The sequence below is a fragment of the Nonomuraea sp. KM88 genome (assembly GCF_052245635.1).
Lineage (GTDB): Bacteria > Actinomycetota > Actinomycetes > Streptosporangiales > Streptosporangiaceae > Nonomuraea.
The window spans coordinates 64,406-85,724 of record NZ_JBQQCC010000027.1; the positions used below are offsets into that span (position 1 = coordinate 64,406).

Below are 21,319 nucleotides of genomic sequence, written 5' to 3' on the forward strand. Positions count from 1 at the left end.
GGGACGACATTGCCGAGGTTGACGGTCGGAATCCTTGGTCCCTTGTCCGTCGCGGTCGAAGGGCGGCCGGTCCGGCTGACAGCCGGCAAGCTGCGCACGCTGCTGGTGGCCCTGGCGCTGTCGGCGGGCCGGGTCGTCTCGGTGGAACGGCTGGCCGAGATGGTGTGGTGCGACCGGTTCCCGGCCGACTCGCGGCGGAGCCTGCAGAACTACGCCGCACGGCTGCGGAGCGCCATGGGCGATCGGTTGATCGAAACGCGCCCGGGAGGGTTGCTGCTGCGTGCCGACGCGGATGACGTCGACGCGCTGCGCTTCCTGCGTATTCTCGACCGGGCCGCGCAGGCTCGGGACCCCGATGCCGAACGTGAGCTCCTCGACGAGGCGCTGGCCCTGTGGCGGAGCGAGCCGTTCGAGGACGTGGATTCCCCCTGGTTGCGGGAGAGCGAGGCGCCGCACCTGACCGAGCGGCACCTGGCGGCGCTGGAGCGGCGCGTCGACCTGGACCTCGTCGGCGGGCGGAAGAGCCGCTTCACCGCGGACCTGAGGAGGCTGACCAGCCGGCATCCCCTGCGCGAGTCGTTGTGGCTGCGCCTGCTTCAGGCGCTCGGCCAGGACGGCAGGCGGGCGGAGGTTCTCGATCGGTACGAGGAGCTCCGGACACGGCTGGCGCACGATCTCGGCGTGGATCCCCATCCCGCCATCCAGCGGTTGTACGCGGAACAGCTCGCCGATCACCCGAACGCCCACGCGGAACCGCCCGCCGATCACCCGCGTGCTGCTGTCGTCGCCGGTCCCTCGGCGACGGGCGATCCACCGGATCGCCCTGCCGGGGTCGCATCGCTCTTCGCCGCGTCACCGCGACGGCTCCCTCCGGCCACGGTGGACTTCGTCGGCCGCGAGCGCGACCTCGCCTCGCTGGCCGCTCTGGTGCAGGCGGAGCCGGCGACGGCGATCGTGGTCGACGGGATGGCCGGCGTGGGCAAGACGACGCTCGTCGTCCACCACGCCCACCAGGTGGCCGCCCTTTTTCCCGACGGCCAGCTCTTCATCGACCTGCACGGCCACACGCCCGGCTGCGCTCCGGTGCCGCCGGAGGACGCGCTTCATCGCCTGCTCCGCACCCTCAACGTGCCCGCGGACCGCATCCCGCCCCACGTGGAGGACCGGGCGGCTCTGTATCGCGGCCTGCTGGCAGACCGGAAGGTCCTGCTCGTGCTCGACGACGCGGCCGGCGAAGCACAGATCCGGCCGCTCCTGCCGGGCAGCGCGAGCTGCCGTGTCCTGGTCACCAGCAGAAGACGCCTGACAGGTCTGGACGGAACGCGCACGCTGACGCTCGGCGTTCCGCCGCCGGCCGACGCGATCGCGATGTTCACCCGCGTCGCCGGACCGCATCGAGTGGCCGGCACCGCCGCCGGAACGCTGGCCGAGACCGTGACGCGGTGCGAGCTTCTCCCGCTGGCCATCCGGCTGGCCGCCACGCGGCTGCGCTCCCATCCCACCTGGAGCGTGGTCCGGCTCCTGGCCCGGCTGACCCCGGCACGCCGGCGGCTGGCCGAGCTGGCGGTCGGAGAGCGCAGCGTCGCCGTCGCCATCGACATGTCGTACCGGAGCCTCCCCGAGCGCCTGCAGCGCGCCTACCGGCTGCTCTGCGCGCACACCTGCGAGAGTTTCGGCGCCGACCAGGCCGCCGCCCTCATGGACGCGGACACCCTGGCGGCCGAGCGGGTTCTGGAGGGCCTGATGGAGGCGAACCTGCTGCAGGAGCCGGCCCCGGGCCGCTACGCCTTCCACGGCCTGATACGCGATCACGGCGCGGAGCTGGCGACCGGAGAAGGCAGCGGCTCGACGGGGCGAGCGATGCCGCTCATCGGCCTGCCCCGCCCTCCGAGAGGGGCCCTGGCCGAGCGCAACGGGTAGGCGTCCGGGCGCCGCCGCCGCGCCTCGCCATGATGACTGAGGCTGCGGCTGCGGCGCCCGGTGCACGACCCGTCCCGTCAGTTGTTGCAGCAGTCGTGGTCGAAGATGCCGCTCGAAGGGGCCCCGGTCGAGGCGTTGGCCGCGCTCGTGTACGACGCTCCCACGAGCGCCAGCCCGGCCACGGCGGTCGCGGCAAGGAACCGTGCGAAGAACTTCATGAGGGACTCCATTTCTCCGTGAGAACTGTCGACATCAGTAAAAGGCCGGCCGTCCTCATAGGCGCATAGGATCCGCCTCAGATTTCGCGTCCCTCCGGATCAAGCGTGATGCCGAATTGAGGCAGCCCGATGGTGCAATGGAATGCGTGGGCGGCGAACTGTCGTGAAGAAGCGCCGGCCTGCCGTACACGGACGAAGCCGTGTACGGCAGGCCGGAAATGCGAAAGTCACGGTCTGGCAGGCGTGACCTCGCGCAGGTCGCCCGCGCTCTTCCGGACCGTGCCGTCCTGGTCGAGCACGACGAAGGTGGGCCAGTTCCGCACACCGAACGCCTGCGACACCGGGCCCGTCTGCGGCTCGACGACCACTCGGGCGACCTCGCGCACGGCGTCGACGAGGTCCGCGCCCTGCTCGGCCGATCCGGCGACCACCGCCAGGATCTGCTTCCGTCCACCCGGCAGTGCCTTGGCGTGGTCGACGAAGCGGGGCAGCGCCTTGCGGCAGGAGGAACACCCCGTGGAGAAGAACGCGGCGAGAAGCGGGCCCTTCAGGCCGCGCAGGGACACCGTCTCGCCATCGGTCGCGGTCGCGGTGAAATCGGCGACGCGGTCTCCGGCCCGGGGCAGAGAATCACGCTCCAAGAGCTGGTCGAGACCCGCCCGAGCCCATTTGGCTGTGTACTCGCGCAGCCGGTGCAGCGCAAGGAGCACCAGCAGCAGGTTGAGCCCGCCCAACACACCGACGACGACGATCGCGGCGGCCGTCACACCATCCATCGACACGCTCCTCCTTCAGCGGGGTAGAACCAGGGCCACGAGGTCGTCGTACGCGATGACCAGTGCCGCCGCGACGACGGCCGCGAACCCGGAGACGATCAAGGCCGCCGTGTCGAACCCGGCGCTCCCCATGTGGCCGGTCAGCACGGTTCCCGCCAGGCCCACGCCGGCGGTCATGAGGAGAATCGCGTTGCGTACGAGATGCCGCGCCCCGAGCGGCTGCGTCGACGTGCCGAAGCACCGGCAGCTCGTCGACGTGCCACGCCTCAGGGCTGATGCGATCACCAGCGAGAAGACGATCAGCAGCGCGGCCCCGATGCCCAATCCCGCGGGCGCGGTGACGCCGGCCGGCATCAGTGCCGCCGCGGCCAACTCGCACGCGATCACCGCACCGGCGACGGCGGAACTCCAGCGCGCTTTCACGCCGAACGCACTTACGGTGGCACGGAATTCGATGAAACCCCGCCGCCCGCGCACCTTGCTCCCGGCAGCGGCGACGAAAACCAAGGCGAGCAATATACGGCAACCAAAGCCGATATAAGCGATCAGCATCTGCATCCTCATGGCAAAAGGGTGTGCGCGGCAGCGCCGGACCGCCGAGCCGTCGAGATCCGATTCGATCCCCGGTCGTCGACGGCTCGGCGATGGTGAGCCGACTACGGGAAACCGGCCTCGTCCCCGGAGACAGGCCGCTCGGGGCCGACCGTTGCCCGTCCGCAAGCCCGCATGCTCAGGCGCAGCTCCATGGGTGGGTGGCGCAAACGGTGATGCACACGCAGTTCGACCACCTGTCGCACTCGCCGTCCCTGATCTCGCCGGGCATCGACGACACGAGGATGTCGAGGTCGAACTCGTCCATGAGAGCGATGTTCGCCGGGTCCTGCGATCTTGTGTCCAGAGCAGGCGCCTCGGACGTCGTGAACTCGGCGAACGCGGTTGGATCGGCCACCTGAACCGTGTCGATGGACATGGTGTTTCCTCCCTTGCTACGCGTGGCTCTTCTCTGCGTCGGACGCTATCCAGCCCGGGTGTGGCGGCGGTGTTGCCCGGGTTGTGCGACGTGCGCCCGCTGGAGGAGGGCGACGAGCTTGAGGAACAGACCATCGGGAACCTCTCGTTCGAGAAGGTGTTCCGGGAGAACCGCCAGGTCTATTTCTCCTTCTGGCCTGCATTGAGCCGCCTGGAACCATGAATTCTCGCTGGCCGTGAGACCCGCGCGTGTCACACCTGGGCCACTTCATCAGGTCATGGAGCCGGATCGGGGCAGGCCGCGCGAGCGGCCTTCCGGCGATCAGGCCCGCGTCAACGCGAACACCCATACCATACGGTATAGTATGGTAACGCGTGAACCATTCAACGACCGAGGAAAGACATGTCAGCATTACCCGATCCGGTTTGGCCGGTTGTCGTCCTGGCGATCATCCAGGCCGGCGACGCCGTCATGTGCGTCAAACCCGTTCCGTTCATCGCCCAGTGCTTCGAAGACGTGAACTGGCCGCGACGTTACTGGTGGATCATGCCACCGGTGAAATTCGCCGCCGCGGCCGGTCTGATCCTGGGCATCTGGCTGCCCTACCTCGGCGCCGTGACCTGTGTCGCGCTCGTCCTCTACTTCATGGTCGCCATCGCGATGCACATCGCGGCCCGAGACCTCGGCCGCAACCTCTTCCTCAACGCCACCGCCATGCTGCTGATCTGCATCGGAGTCGGCGTCTACAGCTTCATGACATGAAGCTCGCACGCGCCTCGGCGAACGCCGACCACTCCATACCCAATGGTACGTTCGTCGGATGAGCACGGCACGAGACCGGTGGCTGAACGAAGGCCTGAAGGTCCTTGCGGAAGAAGGTGCGGCAGGGATTCGAATCGACCGGATCGCCGCTCGACTCAACCTGTCGAAAGGATCGTTCCACCATCACTTCGATGGCGCCGAGGGATATAAGAAAGCGCTTCTCGCCCATTTCGAGCACCTGTCGGTCGAAGCGCTCGAGAATGCCATTGCCGAAATCGGGGAATCGGCCGGCGCCCGGGTGGTCCTCGCACGGCTGACAGAACTCGTCCGCCCTGGCGGCACCGGACTCTATCGCCCGGAGATCGACACCGCACTGCGGGCGTGGGCGACTTGGGATGCGGATGTGCGAGCCGTTCAGGCTCGCCTGGACGAGGCCAGGGTGTCCGCGCTCCAGCGGGTGTGGAGATCAGCCGTCGCCAGCGACGAGGAGGCCCGGACGGCGGCCCTGTTGCCCTACCTGCTCGCGGTCGGAGCAACCGTCGTCTTTCCCCCCGTCGACGCCGACCAGCTTCGCGACCTCTACGAGTTCCTCCTGCCACTCGTACCGGACAGCTCCGGCCAGGCACAGGGGTGAGCAGCGACGGCCCGCCCTCAGGGAGGCGGGCCGTCAGGTCGGGGAGACTGCCGTGCCAGGCCCATGTAGTGCGCCTTGAGCTCGCCGTCGAGATGTTCGACGGCGTAGCGCAGGGCCGTGCGGGGCATGGTGGCGGCGTACCGGTCCAGGAAGCCGAGCAACAGTGCCCGATCCCGCTTTCCTGCCTCACGGATCCAGCCGCCATAGGCCTTCTGCACCAGGGCAGCCGGATCATCCACCAGGATCTCAGCGATGCCGAAGGCGTCGACGAGATCGTTCTGGCGGATGAAGTAGGAGGTTGCGACGATGGCGGTGCGCCGCTCCCACCAGTGGGCAGAGCGGGCCAGCTCATACAGCGTGGAGCGGGATCTGCCGTACAGGTGGCCTCCCACGACGTACGGCGCGGCCAGGTCCACCAGGTCCCAGGTGTTGATGCGGTCGTGGCGGCCGAGGTAGAGGTCGTACAACTGCGCTCGGCGGGCGTCCGGTGTGCGCTTGCGGCGGGCCTGCTTGTCCATGATGCTGCACGCGCCGACCCTGATCTCGTGCACATCGTTGTCGAGCAGCTTGGCGATCTCGCCCGGCTCCATGTCGATGGATTCCTTGGCCAGTGCGAAGATGTCCCGCATGCGCAGGCCCAGCACGGTGCCAGGCCCGGACGGGCGGTACGTGCGTGTCTCCGGCACCGGCAGGGCCATCAACCGTTCGGTGAACGCGGCACTGGTGGGGGTCATGTCTTGGTTCCTCTCCCTTCTCCGGGGTGGCGGACGGCCCTGAGGGCGGGATGCGCATGGCATGGCTTGCGGCCCTGCCTGCCGGTCGATGTGGGCTGAGTCAGGACGGCCATGCCGACACAGGCGTTCCGTGCGCACCGTGATCCACGGTAGAGCCAAAAACAGCAGGAGGCCGCCTGCGTCCGGGTGAGCCGGGTCACAGGAGCGGTGTGGCGCACCCTGCTGACGGTTGGCAGGGCAAGGGTCTCGAACCCTCCGATCGTCAGCTGGGGAAGATGCCGCTGGTGGCGTTGGACGAAGGTGCCGGTGATCGCGCCGGCCATCAGCGCCGGCCCGACCGCCTGACAGGGCCGGCCCTTCAGCGGCCGTAGGCTTCCAGCAGCCGCAGCCAGACCTCGCTGACGGTGGGATAGGCCGGGACCGCGTGCCACAGCCGGTCCAGCGGAATCTCGCCGACGACCGCGATCGTCGCCGCGTGCAGCAACTCCGCGACGTCCGGGCCGGCGAGCGTGAAGCCGACGACGACCTTCCGGTCCTCGTCGACGACCATGCGCGCGTGGCCGCGGTACCCGTCGGCCTGCAGGGCGGCCCCGGCGACGGCGCCCAGGTCGTGGTCGACGACCCTGATCCGCAGCCCGGCGGCCTCGGCGGCGGCCGCGGTCAGCCCCACCGAGGCGATCTCCGGCTCGGTGAACACCACCTGGGGCACCGCACGCTCGTCGGCCGTCGCCGCGTGCCGCCCCCACCGGCCGTCCTCGACCGTTTCCCCCTTCGCGCGGGCCACGATGACGTCCCCCACGGCGCGGGCCTGGTACTTGCCCTGGTGGGTCAGCAGCACGCGCCGGTTGACGTCGCCGGCGGCGTACAACCACCCGTCACCGATCGGCGCCCCGTCGTCCCCGAGGACCCGCAACGTGTCGTCGACCGCGAGCCAGGCACCCGGGGTCAGGCCGATGGTGTCCAGTCCGAGGTCCTGGGTGTTCGGTGTACGGCCGGTCGCGACGAGCAGTTCGTCGGCCTCGATCTGCCCGCCGTCGGTGAGGGTGATGTGCACGGTCCCGTCGCCGGCGCGCTTCACGGCTCCGGCCTCCGCGCCCGGGTGCACCGACACGCCGGCGTCCCGCAGCGACTCGATGACCCGCTCGCCGGCGAACGGCTCCGCGTGCGGCAGCACGCCGTCGCGGGCCAGCATCGTCACCGACGCCCCGAGACCGGCGAACGCGGTGGCCATCTCCGAGGCCACCACGCCACCGCCGATGACGGCGAGGCGGCGCGGGACCTCGTTCGCGGCGACCGCTTCCCGGCTCGTCCATGGCGCCGCCTCGCGCAGACCGGCGATGTCCGGGACCAGCGCGCCGCTTCCTGTCGCGATGACGACAGCGTGCCGCGCGGTCAGCGAGGTCCTGCCGGCGTCGCCTCCGGTCACCTCGACCGTCCGGGCGGACGTGATCCGTCCCTGTCCGCGGTACAGCGGAACCCCCACCTGCTCGAGCCAGGCGGCCTGGCCGTCGTCCTTCCAGTGCGAGGCGAAGGCGTCGCGACGGCCGAGGACGGCGGCCACGTCCAGGTCGCCCGTCACCGCCTCACGTGCGCCGGGCACCTGGCGGGCCGCCCGAAGCGACGCCGCGCTCCGCAGTAATGCCTTGGTCGGCATGCAAGCCCAGTAGGAGCACTCGCCTCCGACCAGCTCCCGCTCGACGATGGCGGCGCTCAAGCCGCCCCGCACCACCCGGTCGGCGACGTTCTCCCCGACCGGGCCCGCGCCGATGACGATGACGTCGTACGTGGTGGCGTCCACGTCAGTTCCCCTTGGCGGCGCGGCCGAGGCGCAGTGCCGAGACGAGGAAGAAGACACCGCCGAGGACGGCGTAGCCGGCCACGTTGGTCAGCATGGGGTTGGGCGCGGAGGCCCCCAGGAAGAACGACGTCCCGGCCAGCACGGAGATGCCCCCGCTGAGGATCATCGCCCACTGGCCGCCCATCTTGCGACGGCTGACACCGACGATCAGCTGGACGAGCCCGGAGACGACCGCCCAGACACCCCACACGCGCAGGATCGCCGGGGCGCCGGAGGCGCCGGCGACGGCCAGGCCGGCTGCGGCGAGGAGGCTGATCGCGATGTTCACGTAGAGCCCGTAAGGCGGTCCGGCGGCACGGGACGAGCGGGCGTCCACGATCGCCGCGGCGACGTCAAACAGGGGATAAAGGACAATCAGGGCGATACTGAGCGGCCCGAGCTGCGACATGGTGGCGAACAGCAAGGCCGCCCAGACGATGGCGAACGCGAACCGCACGAAGTAGAGCCGGCGCAGCGCCAGAGCGATCCCGCTGGTGGAAAGTGTCTCGACGGTGGTCACGATGATCCTTTCGATGGTGTACGGCGGGCGCCGCGACGGGCGGCTTCCACGCCGATGATGAGACCGAACGTTCTATCGCGACTCAGCATGGCCACGAGGCGCCGAACTGTCAAGACAGAACGTTCTATCTGATAACTTGGACACCATGGAGCGCACCGAATCCGGAGGGCGACGGTCCGAAGCGCGGGCCCGCCTGCTCGACACGGCGACCAGGCTCTTCTACACGGAGGGGATCAACGCTGTCGGCATCGACCGCATCGTCGCCGAGGCACAGGTCACCCGAGCCACTCTCTACCGGCACTTTCCCGGCAAAGAAGACCTCATCCTCGCCTACCTCAACGAGACCGACCAGGCCGTGCGAGCGGTCACCGACGCCGCCATCGCCGGCGGGCTTCCCGCCGCCGAAACCGTTCGAGCAGTCGGCAGAGCCATCGCCCAGAGCATCCAGTCCCCCGGCTTCCGCGATGCGCCTTCCTCAACGCGGTCGCCGAATACCCCGACCCCGACCACCCGGTGCACCGGGCCGTGATCGCGCACCGGCGGTGGTTTCTGGACACCGTCACGGGACTGCTGGCCCGGATCCGGGAAGCGCACGCCGGGCCGGCCGCCCGGCACTTCGTGATGCTTCGCGACGGCGCGATGGCATCGGGCTGCCTGTCCGACCCGGCGCTGGTCTGCGACACCTTTCTTCGCGGAGTCGAGGGACTCCTGCACGCTCACGTCTCACCGGCGACAGGCGGCTGACGGGACCGCCGCGGTCAGCGGCGCTCCAGCGCGCGGTGGGCATCCAGGCCAGAGACGTCGTCGCTAGCCCGAGGCGGAGTTGCTGCGGAACTGCAGGATCCCCTCGACCCCCTGCAGGAACGTGTCGCGGATCCCCGCCGGATCGGTCAGGCAACCCGATGCCATCGCGCCGTCGCGAAGCATCACGAAATGCCGGCCCGCGAGCTCCGGCGGCGTCTGCCCGACTTGCGCGAGCAGGTCCGTGACGGTGTCAAGGAACCACTCGCGGTGGGCGAGGACGGCTTGGTGCACGGGATGCTCGGGGTCCGGATATTCCGCGACCGCGTTGAGGAAGGCGCATCCGCGGAACTCGGCCGACCCGATGCTCTCGGCGATCGACCTGGCGACGGCCCGCAGGATGTCGACCGCCGGCAGGCCGCTGGCCAGGGCTTCGCCGACCTGGTCGCGAATGGCCTGGTCGATTCCCTGCAGATATGCGACGACGAGCGCGTCCTTGCTGGGGAAGTGCCGGTAGAGCGTGGCACGGGTGACCTTCGCCTCCGCGACGATCCGGTCGATCCCGACGGAGTGCAGGCCTTCCGCGTAGAAAATCCGAGTCGCCGTCGCGAGCAGCCTTGATCGCGCTTCGGAGACCTGGACGCGAGTGTTGTCCACCATCGAGGCGAGCGTACCAGATAGAACGGTCAGTCTTCTGGGAAGCCGCCGGTCGAAGGGCCGGGCCGACGGTCCGCATCGGCCCGGCCACCGGCGTCAGACATCCCTGGAACCGGTAGCTCCCATTAGGCGACGGTCGCGTCCACGGTCACCGGAATGTTGCCGCGTGTCGCGTTGGAGTACGGGCAGATCGCGTGGGCGGCGTCGACGAGCTTGTCGGCCGTCGCCTGCTCCACACCGGACAGTTCGACATGCAGTGCGGCACTGAGGCTGAACCCGCCTTCCGGTGTCGGATGAATCTGAACCTCGGCGATGACCGCGGAGTCGGTGATCCGGGTCTTCTGCTGTGCCGCGACAGCCTTCAGCGCAGAGTGGAAGCACGCGGCCCAGCCCGCCGCGAACAGCTGCTCCGGGTTGGTCGCGCCACCAGGTCCTCCCATGTCCTTCGGGATCGCCAGGGAGATGTCGAGCAGGCCGTCGTCGGTCCTCACCTGCCCTCCCGCCCTGCCGTCGCCGGTGGATGTGGCGATGCCGAGATACAGAGGTTTGCTCATGGTTCTCTTCCTTTGCGCACAACGGGCGGCGATGCCGACGCCGCGAGACCGAACGTTCTATCGTGCTCTATCATGATGCCGCGCGGCTGCGCCGTCAAGACCGAACGTTCTGTCTCAGACAGGCCGGGATCACCACGTGGACACGACTGGCCACGTCGACATCGGAAAGGCAAGGCAAGCAGGTGAAGACCAAGGTTGTTCGCGGCACCACGGTGACCGCACTGGTGGTGGCCGCGACGTCACTGACCGCTCCCCAGACCATGGCCGCGGCCGCGTCCATGGATGCCGGGGTCGCGAGCGGTGCGGTCGGAACGCGCACGTCGCCCGGCAAGCTCGGCGCTCTGACGGACCTCGTCGTCGGGCGCCTCCGCGTGAGTGATGACGTGGCAGCGTCCAAGTTCGGCACCGACTCCCCGATCGACGACCCCGCCGCCTGCCCCGCGCACCTCGCCCTGGCCACTGGATCGGCGGTGGCCGTGGAGCGGCTGGACGCCCTTCACCGCCATGCGCTCGGGGTGGCGGTGCGCTCTGTGTGCACCGCGTCCGCGAGATGACGGGTCAGAGCTGGGTGGACCCGCCGTACTCGCCGGCGGAGGGGCACGGGATCACCTGCCGCCGGCTCCGGTAGTATCGCCGGCATGTCTGCTTCGTGCGCGGCCGCTTGTGCCGCAGTGACGAGGACGCTCCGCTAGCGGCGGGGCGTTCGTCTCACTTCTGGTGAACGGTCCGTCGCTCCCCGGTCGTACCGGAGCGGCACGTTCGTGCTGCTCGGAACTTCTTCTGAGCAACGGAGCGCTCGATGCTTTCAGGCATTCTCTTCTCGCGCCGGGACGGATCGTCCCCGGTGCGCGCGTGGCTGGTGCTGTGCTGCATGGCCATGCTGCAGTTCTTCATCGCGGTTGACGTGACCGTCGTCAACGTCGCCCTGCCCTCGATCGGCGCCACCTTCCACGTCGACGGTCACGCGCTGACCTGGGTAGTCGTCGGCTACACGATCACCGGTGGCGGGCTGCTGATGTTCGGGGGGCGGCTGGGCGACATGCTTGGCAGACGACGTGTCCTCCTGCTCGGCACAGCCCTCTTCGGCTCCGCGTCCCTGCTGGCCGGGCTCGCGCCCTCCTTCACTCCCCTGGTGACGGCCAGGCTGCTGCAGGGAGCCGGCGAGGCGATCGCGCTTCCGGCGGCGATGGCAGTGATCGTGCTCATGTTCCCCGAGGGGCCGCGCAGATCGCGGGCGCTCAGCGTGTGGGCGGCCGTCGCGAGCTGTGGCCTCGTTCTCGGGTTCGCGCTCTCCGGAATCGTCGTCGAGCTGCTGGGCTGGCGGTGGATCTTCCTGCTGTCCGTGCCTTTCGTCGCGGTCGTGCTCGCCGCGGTGGTCTTCCTCGTGCCGGGTGAACGGCCGGCCGAGCCCTCCCCCGTGGACCTTCTCGGCTCGCTCCTGCTGGTCGCCGCCCCGCTGCTGTTCACCCTCGGGGTCGTCGAGGCGGGGAAGACGGACGGCACGCTGCCATGGCTGCCGCCGGTGGCGCTGGCCGGCGCGGTAGCGGCCGGGGCCCTGTTCGTCAGGGTCGAGCGCCGTTCACGGAACCCGCTCGTGCCGCTGCGGTTCTTCCGCAGCCGGCCCCGCGTCCTGGCCAACCTTGCCACCGCCCTGCTGAGCGCGGCGCTGTCCACCTCGTTCCTGCTGTTCACCTACTACCTGCAGAACCGGTTGGACGCCGGTCCGTTCCAGGCCGGCCTGGTGATGTTGCCTCTGGCGGTGTTCCTGATCGCGGCCTCGGTGCTGGTTCCCCGGCTGCTCGGCCGGTGGGGCGCCCGGGCCTGCGTTCTGGCCGGGATCGGCTGCACCGTGCTGGCGATGGCGGCCATCGCTCTGGCCTCCTCCCTCCACGCCGGCGCCTTGGCGATGGTTCCGGCGATGATGCTCATCGCCGCCGGGATGGGGTTCGGGATCGTCGGGCTGCAGTACGTCGCGGTGATCGGAGTCACCGAAGACGACGCCGGCATCGCGTCCGGTGTCCAGCGAGCGGCCGACCAACTGGGCGGCTCCACCGGGATCACGATCTACGTCGGTATCGGGTTCGCTCCCGCCTTGGACGGCATCGACCCGTTCCTCGCCAGTAGTGCCCTGGCCATCGCCGGGCTCGCCGCAGCCGCCTTCGTCACCTGGCGGATCTCCATGCCCGCCGCGGTGCAGGAAGAAGAGACCGTGTGATCCCGGGCAGGGCCGTGTCCGGCACGTCCTGGCCCGGCCCAGCCTGAAGGATCTTGCTGGGACGGCCGCATCGTGAAGGCCCTCGGCGGCGCCGGTCGCGGTCACCGTCTCCCCTGCGCCAGGCTGGTCATTCCCCCGCGTCGCGGACCAGGAGCGCGATCTGCACCCGGTTCGCGACCGCCAGCTTGGCGAACAGGTTGCCGGTGTGCGCCTTGACGGTCGCGACGCTGATGTGCAGCCGCTCGGCGATCTCCGGATTGCCCAGCCCGTCGGCGATGGCCCGAGCAGTGTCGAGTTCTCGTTCGGTCAGTGCCGACAACCGTTTCCGCGCCGCTTCGCGGGAGGAGTCGCGAGCGGCGGAGGACTGTGGACCGGTGGCTGCGGCGATCACCCGTACTGTGGCCGCCGGAGACAGCGCGGGGTTCCCGTCCGCGACCGTCCGCACCGCGTCGGCGATCTTCGGCGGCGGGGTGTCCTTGAGGACGAACCCGAGTGCTCCGGCGCGCAGCGCGCCGAGCACCAGATCGTCGGAGTCGAACGTGGTCAGCATGAGCACCCGCGGCGGCGCCGGCCGGGTGAGGATCTCCCGGGTCGCGCTGAGACCGTCACGGCCGGGCATGCGCACGTCCATCAGCACGACGTCCGGCCGCTGCTCGTCCACCACGGTGATCGCGGCGTCCCCGTCGGCCGCCTCCGCGACGACGGTCAGGTCCGGCTCGCCGTCGATGACGAGTCGCAGCGCCATCCGTACCAACTGGTGGTCAAGCAGTACATCGAGCAGCAGAAACGACCCGTCTGAGGTTAGGCCACGGACACGCTGCCAGGTCAGAGCACGCTCGCGCCTAGCGGGCACTCCCGCGTGGGCCTTCACCCCCGGCGTGAACGCCGGAGCACTGGCCCACAGTTCGGTAGATCGCGAAGACGAGGAGCAGGTCGGGCACGAGGGCCGCATGGGGTAGCACCCACTGCATGGCCACCGCCAGCATGCTGGTGCCGGTCACGACCGCCAGCACCGGAACGGGCAACCGGCGGCGGACCGCCAGCGGCAGCCCCATGAGAACTCCGGCGAGGATGGGCAGCGGCTCGACCTGCCCGTCGGGCGGTATCTCCTCGATGGTGGCCACCACGGCGAAGAACGTCAGGAACACGGCGATCGCCACATCGCCGACGAGCTGGAACGCGGGCCGCGCGCTGCGTCGGGCCCGGGGTGTGGACCGACGCGGCAGCCTACAAGGGCTGGATCAGCAGGACGACCGGCATCCGCAGCGCCCCCTAGCTCACCGCCTGCTTCACCAACGCTCCGACCCGCGCCTCCACCTCGGCCGTCACCTCGGTCAGGGCGAAGGCGGCCGCCCACATGGGTCCGTCGTCCAGATTCGCCAGGTCGCTGAATCCGAGCGTCGCATGACGTGTCCGGAACTTCGCCGCGGGCTGGAAGTGGCAGACGATTCTGCCGTCCCTCGCATAGGCGGGCATCCCATACCAGAGCTTCGGCGCGAGGGCCGGGGCTCCGGCCGTGATGACGGCATGGAGGCGTTCGGCCATGATCCGGTCCGATTCCGACATCTCGGCGATCTTCGCGAGCACGTCCCGCTGATCCTGTGCCGCCTTGTCGGCGCGTGAGCTGCGGCGCGCCGCCTTCTTCTGCTCTTGGGCGTGCTCCTTCATCGCGGCCCGCTCCTCGGCCGTGAATCCCTCGTACGTGCTCTTGCCGGTGCTGCTCATGACGGACCTCCCCTTTTGTGGATCTCGATGTTCGGGACCGGGATGTTTCAGGCGGACGTGGTCTCCCAGACGAAGCCGTCCGGGTCGGTGAAGGGCCCGGCGTCGCTGCCGATCACGATCCGGTGCGATCCGGTGCCCTCCTGCGAGAGGCCGGTGTCCTTGGCGAGGGCCCGGCGAGGGTAGAGGGCCAGCGTCACGGGCGCCGATGGGGTGTCGAACTCGACGTACTTGCCGCCGAAGCTCTTGGCCACGGCCAGGCCGCGGTCGACGTAGAACCGCTTGCTCGCCTTGACGTCCGCCACTCCCAGCAGGAGCGCGATCTGGTCGATGTGCCGCGCGGCGGGGCCGGTGTCCTTCTTCTTCGAGGTCGCCAGCTTGCAGATCGTCCCGTCGGGGGCGCGTACGACGCCGCCGTAGCCCCAGAAACCCTTCGTGGCCGGCTTCAGCATCGTCGCGCCGGCGTCGAGGGCGGCGGCGATGAAGGCGTCGACGTTTCCCGGCTGGGACACCACGAGTGACAGCGCGAACCCGCGAAAACCGGTCGTCGGCGCATCCGAGGCGCGTACGTTCACATAAGAGCCCAGGCCGAAGGCCTGGTAGAAGACGTCCGCGGCCGAGGGGTCGGGCACTTCCAGGGTGACGGATCTGAAGGAGGTCATGGCACGTCCTTTGAGTGAGGTGGGTTTCTCTGAGCGCGATGGGTTCGTCGTCGTGTCGGCGGCCGCTACGCCGCGGACCCGGGAGGGGCGGGTCCGCTGCTCACCGGTCCTGGATCAGCCCGAGGACGTTGCCATCGGGATCGATGACGGTGGCCACCAGGCGGCCGCCACCGACCTCGTGCACGGCCTCCTTCACGGTGGCCCCCGCGGCGATGACCTCGGCCACCTTCGCCTCGATGTCCGGCACGTGCCAGTAGGCCACCGGCGAGGTCATGCCCTGCGGTCCACCTCCCGGCACCAGCCCGATGTGCTGGCCTCCGGCGTCGAAACCGACGTAGTAAGGCGAGTCGTTCTGCGGAGGCACACCGAGCAGGGCCGCGTACACCGCCGTGGCCTTGCCCAGGTCGGACACCGGGTGCAGCACGGTCCTGATTGCCTGGGGGGAAGAGCCGGTCATGGTCACTCCTGTCGTCGCGGTTCCGGTGTGTGCAACAGCATGGCCGCCGACACGGCCGGCCCGGATCCGTGGCGACCACGGACCCGACCACGGGGCCCGACCACGGGGCCCGACCACGGGCCCGGCTGCGGGTTCGGGCACGGAGCCGAACCCGCAGCCCGACGCGAAGCCAGGAGCGGAGCCGGAAAGCGGAGGCCTGGACCAGGGAAGTGATTACGGCAGAATGGGGCAGTGGTCGCAGGAGCGGATATTTCACCTCGCGAGGCTGAGGTGCTGGCGCTGGTCGGGGAGCACCTCAGCAACGCCGAGATCGGGGCTCGGCTGTTCATCGGGGTACGTACCGTGGAGACTCATGTCTCCTCGCTGCTGCGCAAGCTGCAGGTGCCGGATCGGCGAGCGCTTGCCCAGCGTGCGCCCGAGGTGACCGGCGCCGGTCCGTCGCACCCCGCGCCGGTGCTGCCGGCCCCGCTGACGTCGTTCGTCGGGCGGGCGCGTGAGCGGACCGAGCTGGCCAAGATGATCAGTGCCCACCGCCAGGTGACCGCCGCCGGGCCGGGCGGAGTGGGCAAGACCCGTCTGGCGCTGGCGGTGGCCGCGGAAACGGCAGGCGGGTACGCCGACGGGGTGTGGTTCGTCGACCTGGTGCCGGTCACCGATCCGAGCATGATCGCCACTGCGGTCGCCGGGGCGCTCGGCCTCGGTGAGCAGCCGGGCAGCGACATCACCGAGTCCGTGCTCGCCACGCTGGCCGACCGTCATGCGCTGCTGGTCCTGGACAACTGCGAGCACGTGGTGGACGGGGTGGCGCTCCTTCTCGAGCGGCTGCTGGCGGCGTGCCCCGGAGTGACGGTGCTGGCGACCAGCCGGGCACGGCTGATGGTGCCCTTCGAAAGGGTGTATCCGGTGCCGCCGCTGTCGCTGGCCGCCGATGACGGGTCGGATGCGGTCACGTTGTTCATGGAGCGGGCCGCGGCGGTCGGCCGGCCGCCTGATCCTCTGCTGCGCGAGGCGATCGCCTCGATCTGCGAGCGGCTGGATGGCATGGCGCTGGCGATCGAGCTGGCCGCCGCCCGGTATCCCGCGCTCGGGCTGGACGGCATCACCGCCGCCTTGTCCCACCCGCTCCGCATGCTCACCGGTGGTTCCCGCGCCGATGAACGGCACCGTTCGGTGCGGGCGGCGCTGGACTGGAGCCACGCCCTGCTGGAGCCGGTCGATCGGGCGCTGCTGCGCAGGGTGTCGGTGTTCGTGGCGCCGTTCACCGCCGCGGCGGCCGCGCAGGTGGCCGGTGACGCCGCGGAGGAGATGGGCGAAGGTGCCGCGGAGGCGGCCGGGAGCCGTGAGGGCATTGTCGCCGAAGGACTGGCCCGGCTCGCCGAGCAGAGCCTGCTGGTGGTGACGGCCTCGCCGGGCGGGACCGAGTACCGGGCGTTGGAGACCATCCGCCAGTACGGCTGGGAGCGGCTCGCCGAGGCCGGCGAGCTGGTCGACACCCGGTCCCGGCACCTGCGCTGGTGCCTGGCCGGGGCCGCCGGTCTGGCGGAGGTACGTGCGGACTGGCGGGCCCGGTTCGATCTGGTGGCCGACGACCTCCGCGCGGCCCTGGCGTGGGCGGCCGACCGGCCGGAGCAGCGCACGGACGCGTACGACCTTGCCCGGCGCCTGGCGGAGCTCACCTTCACCCGTAACCTGACCGGCGAGTCCCAGCGGCGCTACGAGCAGGCGGCCGCGCTCGCGACCGACCCCGCCGCCGGCGCGTCGATGCTCCGGCGGGCCGCGGCCGTGGCCGGCTGCCGGACGGCCGGTGACGACATGTACCGCCTCCGCCGGGAGGCCGCGCAGGCCGCCCGCAGCGCAGGTGACACCGCCGGCGCCGCCGCCGACCTGGCGAGCGCCGCGACCATCGCGTTCCGGTTCTCGACCACGTTCGTACGTCTCCCGCCCAGGGAGGAGGCGCTCGCGCTGATGGCCGAGGCGCGGGAGTCGGCCGGCGACGATCCGGCCGCGCAGGCCGCGGTGGCGCTCGCCGAGGCGGCGGTGCTCACCGACGCGTTCGGCGCCGCCCAGGGCCCGCCCGGCAACGCCGTACCGGAGACGGTGGCGCGCGCGGAGCGGGCGGTCGAGCTCGCCCGCCGGACCGGCGACCCGCTCGCCGAGTCGGCCGCGCTCGACGCGCTAACCGGCGCCCAGAGCTGGGCCGGCGACACGTTCGCCACCGCGGCCACGGCCCGGCGCCGGATCGCCCTCCTGTCATCCCTGCCGATCTCGCCGGCCGGCACCCACGAGCTGATCGACGCGCTCGGTATAGCCACCGAGGCCGGCCTCGGTGCGGGGGACGTGCCAGGCGCCCGCCGTTGGGCACGCCAGCTGGCCGACCATCCTTCGCTGGCGGAGGTCGGTCACCGCGCCACGTGCCGGCTGCTGATGGTCGACGCGATGGCAGGCCACGTCGACGAGGTGCTCGCCGGCAGCGTCCGGTTCTCCGAGGCATGGCGGCGGGCAGGAAGCCCCACCGTGTCGCTCCTCTGCCCGGCGGTGGCCGCTGTGGCGATGATCCACGGCCTCCGCGACGACCACGACGCCCGGCGCGAATGGCAGGACATCCTGGATCGGCTCGGCACCCCGCCGGAGCACACCTACGGCTACGGGGCGGTCTTCGACGCGATCCTGCTGCTGCACCGCGGGCAGGCGCCGCAGGCGCTGGAGCGGATGGCCCCCGAGCCCAGGCAGGTGTGGAAGTGGGTCACCTGGATCTGGCACCACTGGTACGTCGCCCTGCGCGCCGAAGCCGCCGTGCTCGCCGGGAGCTCCGGCGCCGGCGCCGCCGTGACCGAAGCCCGGACCGTCGTGGCCGGCAACCCGGTCGCCACCGCCCTTGTGGAGCGGGCCCAGGCGCTGCTCGACAGCGACCAGGAGCGGCTGCTCGCCACGGCGGACGCGCTCGATGCCGCCGGCTGCCGCTATCAGTCGGCGCGGACCCTGGTGCTCGCCGGCGGCGACCATGTGGCCCGCGGCCAGGCCGCGCTCGCCGGCCTCGGCCTCGCCCCTGTGGCCCTCCGGTGAAGCCGACGCTCGCCGCCGAGGACGTGCAGCGTCCTCGCGAGGTGTTCGCACGGTGAGGGTGCGGCCCTGGGTGAAGTCCTCCCCCAGGGCCGCGACTTCTCGGGCTCGAAGGCCGGGTGCCGCGCGGTCGGTCACCGGCGGTGCAGGGTGAACCAGTATGTCGGCACGGCGTTGGTGCCGGGCGTGACGTCGGTCAGGTCCCAGCCGGTGAAGCGCGTACGCAGCTCATCGGCGGTGACACCGCTCCAGCCGTCGTCGAAGCCCTCCGGGCCGTACCCGAACATCAGCAACCGCGCTCCTGGCAGGGCACGACGGGTGATCCCGGCGGCGTAGGCGTCCCGGCGGTGGTGGGGAATGCCGCAGTAGCAGCTCAGGTCGAAGAACAGGCTGAACCCGTCACCGACGGCGAGTTCGTCCAGCCGGGTCACGTCGCCGCAGAGCAGCTTCGCCTGCCGGCCGGCGGCGTCGGCCTTGGTCCTGGCCTGCTCGATGGCGCGGCCGATCAGGTCCACGCCCACCACGTCCCAGCCGTGGCGGGCGAGGTAGACGGTGTTCGTGCCGGTGCCGCAGCCCAGGTCGAGCGCCCGCCCGGGCGGCAGCGCATCCGGCCCCTCCACGGTGTCGACCAGCTCGGGAGCCGGGACGCCGCTGTCCCACGGTGGCCTGCCGGACATGTAGTAGGCCTGCAACATCTCCTTGACGGCGATCTCCCTGCCATCGTCATCGTCCCTTCCCTGGCTGAAGTACGACCACGCCGCGCGTTCCAGATCCATCACTGTTCCCCTGTTTCTAGAGTTGATTACTAGAGACGACATCTAGATATACAGTTCGGCACGACAGTTGTCCAGCCTGGAGTTCACGGGAAGAGCGGCGGTCCGTTCCGTATCGACGCCACCGGGGACGGAACCGACGGCATACAGCTGCAAGCAGGCCCGGGGGACGTCACCGGGCGGTCGCCGTACGGGGATCCGGTGGCGGGTCCGCCACCGCGGTTCAGCGGCCCGCCCTCACGTCACGAGGAGGCGAGCCCGCGCCCGAGCGTGCGATCGAGGGCGATGCGGGTGAGCCAGCCCAGACCGGCCGTGAAGAGCGGCGGCCACACGACCGGCCCGAAGGTGTAGCCGACCAGCACGGCGAGGGGGATCCACACGCGGTGCACGGCCTGGTGGAGAGCGCCCGGCGGGCGCACGCCGGCGAACCGCGTCACATCGGGGAACACGAAGAACACCAGCGCGGCGGCCGTCGTCGGCACGCCGTACTTCTGGCTCTCGAAAACGGCGAACGCGGCCAGGAACAACGCCAGTGCGCCCCAGGCGACCCTCTTCGGCCGGCTGCCCACGCCGGGACCGCGCGGAGCAGCGGCGTCTCGGCGGGGGTCGGTGGGCGGCACGCGTACAGGTTACCGATCACCCGCACCCAGCCCTCGCTACCTGCGATAGCCACCTTTTTGTGGGTACTTGTAGATCGGGGCGGGCCGGGCCGAAGCTTGGTCGTGCGGGCCGAAAGGGCCCTCGACAGCCAGACGGGACGGGGAGGCCGGCCGTGTTTCAGGAAACCGCGTGGGACGGCTCGGCCAGCTGTTCCAGGCGACGATGGCCCCAATCGGAAAGCGGCTCCAGCGCTTCGGAGAGCTCACGGCCGAACGAGGTCAGCGAGTACACCGTCTTCAGCGGCCGTACGTCGTACACCTCCCGGTGGACCAGCCCGTCGGCCTCCATCTCCCGCAGCGTCTGAGTCAGCACCTTCTCGGTGAGTCCCGGCAGCCGCCTGCGGAGCTCGCCGGGGCGGTGCGGGCGGGATTCGAGAAGCCAGAGCAATGCCGTTTTCCATTTGCCGTCGATGACCGCGATCGCCGCGGTCACGCCGCACACGTTCGGGTCCTGAGCGCGGCTGCGCGTCATCGCCATCCCCTTCGTCACCGTTCACTCATTGCCATGGAGTTGCAGCATGACCTCACACAACACTGCCCAGTCTGCCGTCACCGTGCTCGGCCTGGGGCCGATGGGCCGGGCCCTGGCCGGCGCCTTCCTGGAGGCCGGCGTACGGACCACGGTCTGGAACCGGACGCCGGGCAAGCAGCGGGACCTCGTCGAGCGGGGCGCGGTCAGCGCTCGATCACCCGAGGAAGCGGTCGGTGCGAGCAGTTTGACCGTGGTCTGCGTGGTGAACTACGACGCGGTGGACGCCATCGTGCGGCGTGCCGCGGTCACCGACGCGCTCCGCGGGCGCGCACTCGTGAACCTGACCGCCGACACCCCCGACCGAGCCCGGGACACCGCGACCTGGGCGGCCGAGCACGGCATCGGGTATCTGGACGGTGCGATCATGACGCCGACCACGACCATCGGCACGCCCGCCGGGGTGTTCCTCCACAGCGGCCCCGAGAAGCTCTACCTCGAGCACCGGCCGACGCTGGACGCCCTCGGCGGCGCCCACACCCACCTCGGCGAGGACGTCGGCAGGGCGGCCGCGTACGACATCGCCCTGCTCGACATCTTCTGGACCGCGATGGCAGGTTACGCACATGCTCTGGCGGTGGCCAGGGCTGAGGGGGTCACCGCGCGGGAACTGGCACCGTTCGCCAAGGGCATCGGCACGATCCTTCCGCCGATGTTCGACCAGGCCGCGGAGGATGTCGACCACGGCAGGTTCTCCGACGACATCAACCCGATCACCTCGGCGGTGTCGTCCATGGCCCATATCGTCCACGTCTCGGAGTCCCATGGCATCGACGCGGGCGTGATGCGCGCGGCCGAAGGGCTGGCGCGCCGCGCCATCGGACGGGGGTACGGCACCGACGGGTTCCTCCGGACCACCGACATCCTCAACCCTCTGTGAGGGGCCTCGGGCACACCGCTACGAAGCCGGGGTCGCGCT

The 21,319-nt window shown here is 70.5% G+C and carries 27 protein-coding genes; 10 read left to right on the forward strand and 17 right to left on the reverse strand.

Annotation, left to right across the window (positions count from 1 at the left end; genetic code table 11):
- Window positions 1-42: 42 nt before the first annotated feature.
- Window positions 43-1,920, forward strand: a complete 1,878-nt coding sequence (locus ACTWPV_RS45135) for an AfsR/SARP family transcriptional regulator (RefSeq protein ID WP_443156521.1) — start codon at window positions 43-45, stop codon at window positions 1,918-1,920.
- A gap of 77 nt (window positions 1,921-1,997) precedes the next feature.
- Here the strand turns inward: ACTWPV_RS45135 and ACTWPV_RS45140 are convergent, their stop codons facing one another.
- The 4 genes from ACTWPV_RS45140 to ACTWPV_RS45155 all read right to left on the reverse strand — a co-directional run bounded on the left by ACTWPV_RS45140 (window position 1,998) and on the right by ACTWPV_RS45155 (window position 3,884).
- Window positions 1,998-2,138 carry a hypothetical protein gene (locus ACTWPV_RS45140; protein ID WP_347649611.1) on the reverse strand — a complete coding sequence of 47 codons (141 nt, stop codon included), beginning with the start codon at window positions 2,136-2,138 and terminating at the stop codon, window positions 1,998-2,000.
- Between the two features lie 227 nt (window positions 2,139-2,365).
- A complete protein-coding gene (locus ACTWPV_RS45145; RefSeq protein ID WP_443156522.1) occupies window positions 2,366-2,914 on the reverse strand; it encodes a peroxiredoxin family protein in 549 nt (182 codons plus the stop codon).
- A 15-nt stretch (window positions 2,915-2,929) separates the two neighbouring features.
- Window positions 2,930-3,478 carry a MauE/DoxX family redox-associated membrane protein gene (locus tag ACTWPV_RS45150; RefSeq protein ID WP_443156523.1) on the reverse strand — a complete coding sequence of 183 codons (549 nt, stop codon included), beginning with the start codon at window positions 3,476-3,478 and terminating at the stop codon, window positions 2,930-2,932.
- Window positions 3,479-3,644: 166 nt separating this feature from the next.
- A complete protein-coding gene (locus ACTWPV_RS45155; RefSeq protein ID WP_347649614.1) occupies window positions 3,645-3,884 on the reverse strand; it encodes a hypothetical protein in 240 nt (79 codons plus the stop codon).
- Between the two features lie 60 nt (window positions 3,885-3,944).
- Here ACTWPV_RS45155 and ACTWPV_RS45160 point away from each other — a divergent pair, with 60 nt between their 5' ends.
- From ACTWPV_RS45160 to ACTWPV_RS45170, 3 genes are all read left to right on the forward strand, one after another.
- Window positions 3,945-4,106, forward strand: coding sequence for a hypothetical protein (locus ACTWPV_RS45160; protein ID WP_443156524.1), 162 nt, complete (start codon window positions 3,945-3,947; stop codon window positions 4,104-4,106).
- Between the two features lie 180 nt (window positions 4,107-4,286).
- A complete protein-coding gene (locus tag ACTWPV_RS45165; protein ID WP_443156525.1) occupies window positions 4,287-4,646 on the forward strand; it encodes a DoxX family protein in 360 nt (119 codons plus the stop codon).
- A gap of 58 nt (window positions 4,647-4,704) precedes the next feature.
- Window positions 4,705-5,280: a TetR family transcriptional regulator gene (locus tag ACTWPV_RS45170; RefSeq protein WP_443156526.1), complete on the forward strand. Its 576-nt coding sequence runs from the start codon at window positions 4,705-4,707 to the stop codon at window positions 5,278-5,280.
- Between the two features lie 17 nt (window positions 5,281-5,297).
- Here ACTWPV_RS45170 and ACTWPV_RS45175 read toward each other — a convergent pair whose 3' ends face one another.
- The 3 genes from ACTWPV_RS45175 to ACTWPV_RS45185 all read right to left on the reverse strand — a co-directional run bounded on the left by ACTWPV_RS45175 (window position 5,298) and on the right by ACTWPV_RS45185 (window position 8,371).
- Entirely contained in the window at window positions 5,298-6,014 is a 717-nt protein-coding gene (locus ACTWPV_RS45175; RefSeq protein ID WP_347649618.1) for a DNA alkylation repair protein, read from the reverse strand.
- 358 nt (window positions 6,015-6,372) lie between these two features.
- Window positions 6,373-7,812: a dihydrolipoyl dehydrogenase family protein gene (locus ACTWPV_RS45180; RefSeq protein ID WP_443156527.1), complete on the reverse strand. Its 1,440-nt coding sequence runs from the start codon at window positions 7,810-7,812 to the stop codon at window positions 6,373-6,375.
- A gap of 1 nt (window position 7,813) precedes the next feature.
- Window positions 7,814-8,371 (reverse strand): hypothetical protein, encoded by a 558-nt coding sequence (locus ACTWPV_RS45185; protein WP_443156528.1) that lies wholly within the window; start codon window positions 8,369-8,371, stop codon window positions 7,814-7,816.
- Between the two features lie 145 nt (window positions 8,372-8,516).
- On the opposite strand from ACTWPV_RS45185, the gene ACTWPV_RS45190 reads away from it, so the two are divergent.
- Together ACTWPV_RS45190 and ACTWPV_RS45195 are read left to right on the forward strand one after the other, a co-directional pair.
- On the forward strand, window positions 8,517-8,900 hold the full coding sequence (locus tag ACTWPV_RS45190) for a TetR/AcrR family transcriptional regulator (RefSeq protein ID WP_443156529.1): 384 nt from the start codon (window positions 8,517-8,519) through the stop codon (window positions 8,898-8,900).
- The gene (locus ACTWPV_RS45195; RefSeq protein ID WP_443156530.1) at window positions 8,897-9,115 is read left to right on the forward strand and encodes a hypothetical protein; all 219 of its coding nucleotides are present in this window, start codon (window positions 8,897-8,899) and stop codon (window positions 9,113-9,115) included. The genes ACTWPV_RS45190 and ACTWPV_RS45195 overlap by 4 nt, the downstream gene beginning before the upstream one ends.
- A 63-nt stretch (window positions 9,116-9,178) precedes the next feature.
- Here the strand turns inward: ACTWPV_RS45195 and ACTWPV_RS45200 are convergent, their stop codons facing one another.
- A complete protein-coding gene (locus ACTWPV_RS45200) occupies window positions 9,179-9,772 on the reverse strand; it encodes a TetR/AcrR family transcriptional regulator (protein ID WP_443156531.1) in 594 nt (197 codons plus the stop codon).
- A gap of 122 nt (window positions 9,773-9,894) precedes the next feature.
- Window positions 9,895-10,323 (reverse strand): organic hydroperoxide resistance protein, encoded by a 429-nt coding sequence (locus ACTWPV_RS45205; RefSeq protein ID WP_443156532.1) that lies wholly within the window; start codon window positions 10,321-10,323, stop codon window positions 9,895-9,897.
- A 182-nt stretch (window positions 10,324-10,505) separates the two neighbouring features.
- Between ACTWPV_RS45205 and ACTWPV_RS45210 the strand changes: the two genes are divergently transcribed.
- Together ACTWPV_RS45210 and ACTWPV_RS45215 are read left to right on the forward strand one after the other, a co-directional pair.
- Window positions 10,506-10,877: a hypothetical protein gene (locus ACTWPV_RS45210; RefSeq protein WP_443156533.1), complete on the forward strand. Its 372-nt coding sequence runs from the start codon at window positions 10,506-10,508 to the stop codon at window positions 10,875-10,877.
- 245 nt (window positions 10,878-11,122) lie between these two features.
- A complete protein-coding gene (locus tag ACTWPV_RS45215; RefSeq protein ID WP_443156534.1) occupies window positions 11,123-12,538 on the forward strand; it encodes an MFS transporter in 1,416 nt (471 codons plus the stop codon).
- 127 nt (window positions 12,539-12,665) lie between these two features.
- On the opposite strand, the gene ACTWPV_RS45220 is transcribed toward ACTWPV_RS45215, so the two are convergent.
- The 5 genes from ACTWPV_RS45220 to ACTWPV_RS45240 all read right to left on the reverse strand — a co-directional run bounded on the left by ACTWPV_RS45220 (window position 12,666) and on the right by ACTWPV_RS45240 (window position 15,379).
- Window positions 12,666-13,367, reverse strand: coding sequence for a response regulator transcription factor (locus ACTWPV_RS45220; RefSeq protein WP_443156554.1), 702 nt, complete (start codon window positions 13,365-13,367; stop codon window positions 12,666-12,668).
- Between the two features lie 13 nt (window positions 13,368-13,380).
- Window positions 13,381-13,698, reverse strand: a complete 318-nt coding sequence (locus ACTWPV_RS45225) for a DUF7134 domain-containing protein (RefSeq protein ID WP_443156535.1) — start codon at window positions 13,696-13,698, stop codon at window positions 13,381-13,383.
- A gap of 112 nt (window positions 13,699-13,810) precedes the next feature.
- The gene (locus tag ACTWPV_RS45230) at window positions 13,811-14,263 is read right to left on the reverse strand and encodes an iron chaperone (RefSeq protein ID WP_443156536.1); all 453 of its coding nucleotides are present in this window, start codon (window positions 14,261-14,263) and stop codon (window positions 13,811-13,813) included.
- Window positions 14,264-14,310: 47 nt separating this feature from the next.
- Window positions 14,311-14,922 (reverse strand): glyoxalase, encoded by a 612-nt coding sequence (locus ACTWPV_RS45235; RefSeq protein ID WP_443156537.1) that lies wholly within the window; start codon window positions 14,920-14,922, stop codon window positions 14,311-14,313.
- 100 nt (window positions 14,923-15,022) lie between these two features.
- A complete protein-coding gene (locus ACTWPV_RS45240) occupies window positions 15,023-15,379 on the reverse strand; it encodes a VOC family protein (RefSeq protein WP_347649631.1) in 357 nt (118 codons plus the stop codon).
- Window positions 15,380-15,610: 231 nt separating this feature from the next.
- On the opposite strand from ACTWPV_RS45240, the gene ACTWPV_RS45245 reads away from it, so the two are divergent.
- Window positions 15,611-18,442, forward strand: a complete 2,832-nt coding sequence (locus ACTWPV_RS45245) for an ATP-binding protein (RefSeq protein WP_443156538.1) — start codon at window positions 15,611-15,613, stop codon at window positions 18,440-18,442.
- A gap of 131 nt (window positions 18,443-18,573) precedes the next feature.
- Here ACTWPV_RS45245 and ACTWPV_RS45250 read toward each other — a convergent pair whose 3' ends face one another.
- The 3 genes from ACTWPV_RS45250 to ACTWPV_RS45260 all read right to left on the reverse strand — a co-directional run bounded on the left by ACTWPV_RS45250 (window position 18,574) and on the right by ACTWPV_RS45260 (window position 20,361).
- The gene (locus ACTWPV_RS45250; RefSeq protein ID WP_443156539.1) at window positions 18,574-19,215 is read right to left on the reverse strand and encodes a class I SAM-dependent methyltransferase; all 642 of its coding nucleotides are present in this window, start codon (window positions 19,213-19,215) and stop codon (window positions 18,574-18,576) included.
- Window positions 19,216-19,454: 239 nt separating this feature from the next.
- Window positions 19,455-19,832 carry a hypothetical protein gene (locus ACTWPV_RS45255; protein ID WP_443156540.1) on the reverse strand — a complete coding sequence of 126 codons (378 nt, stop codon included), beginning with the start codon at window positions 19,830-19,832 and terminating at the stop codon, window positions 19,455-19,457.
- Between the two features lie 157 nt (window positions 19,833-19,989).
- Complete coding sequence (locus tag ACTWPV_RS45260; protein WP_443156541.1) at window positions 19,990-20,361, reverse strand: winged helix-turn-helix transcriptional regulator; 372 nt, start codon at window positions 20,359-20,361, stop codon at window positions 19,990-19,992.
- Between the two features lie 28 nt (window positions 20,362-20,389).
- Between ACTWPV_RS45260 and ACTWPV_RS45265 the strand changes: the two genes are divergently transcribed.
- Complete coding sequence (locus ACTWPV_RS45265) at window positions 20,390-21,280, forward strand: NAD(P)-dependent oxidoreductase (protein ID WP_443156542.1); 891 nt, start codon at window positions 20,390-20,392, stop codon at window positions 21,278-21,280.
- The last annotated feature ends 39 nt before the right edge of the window (window positions 21,281-21,319 follow it).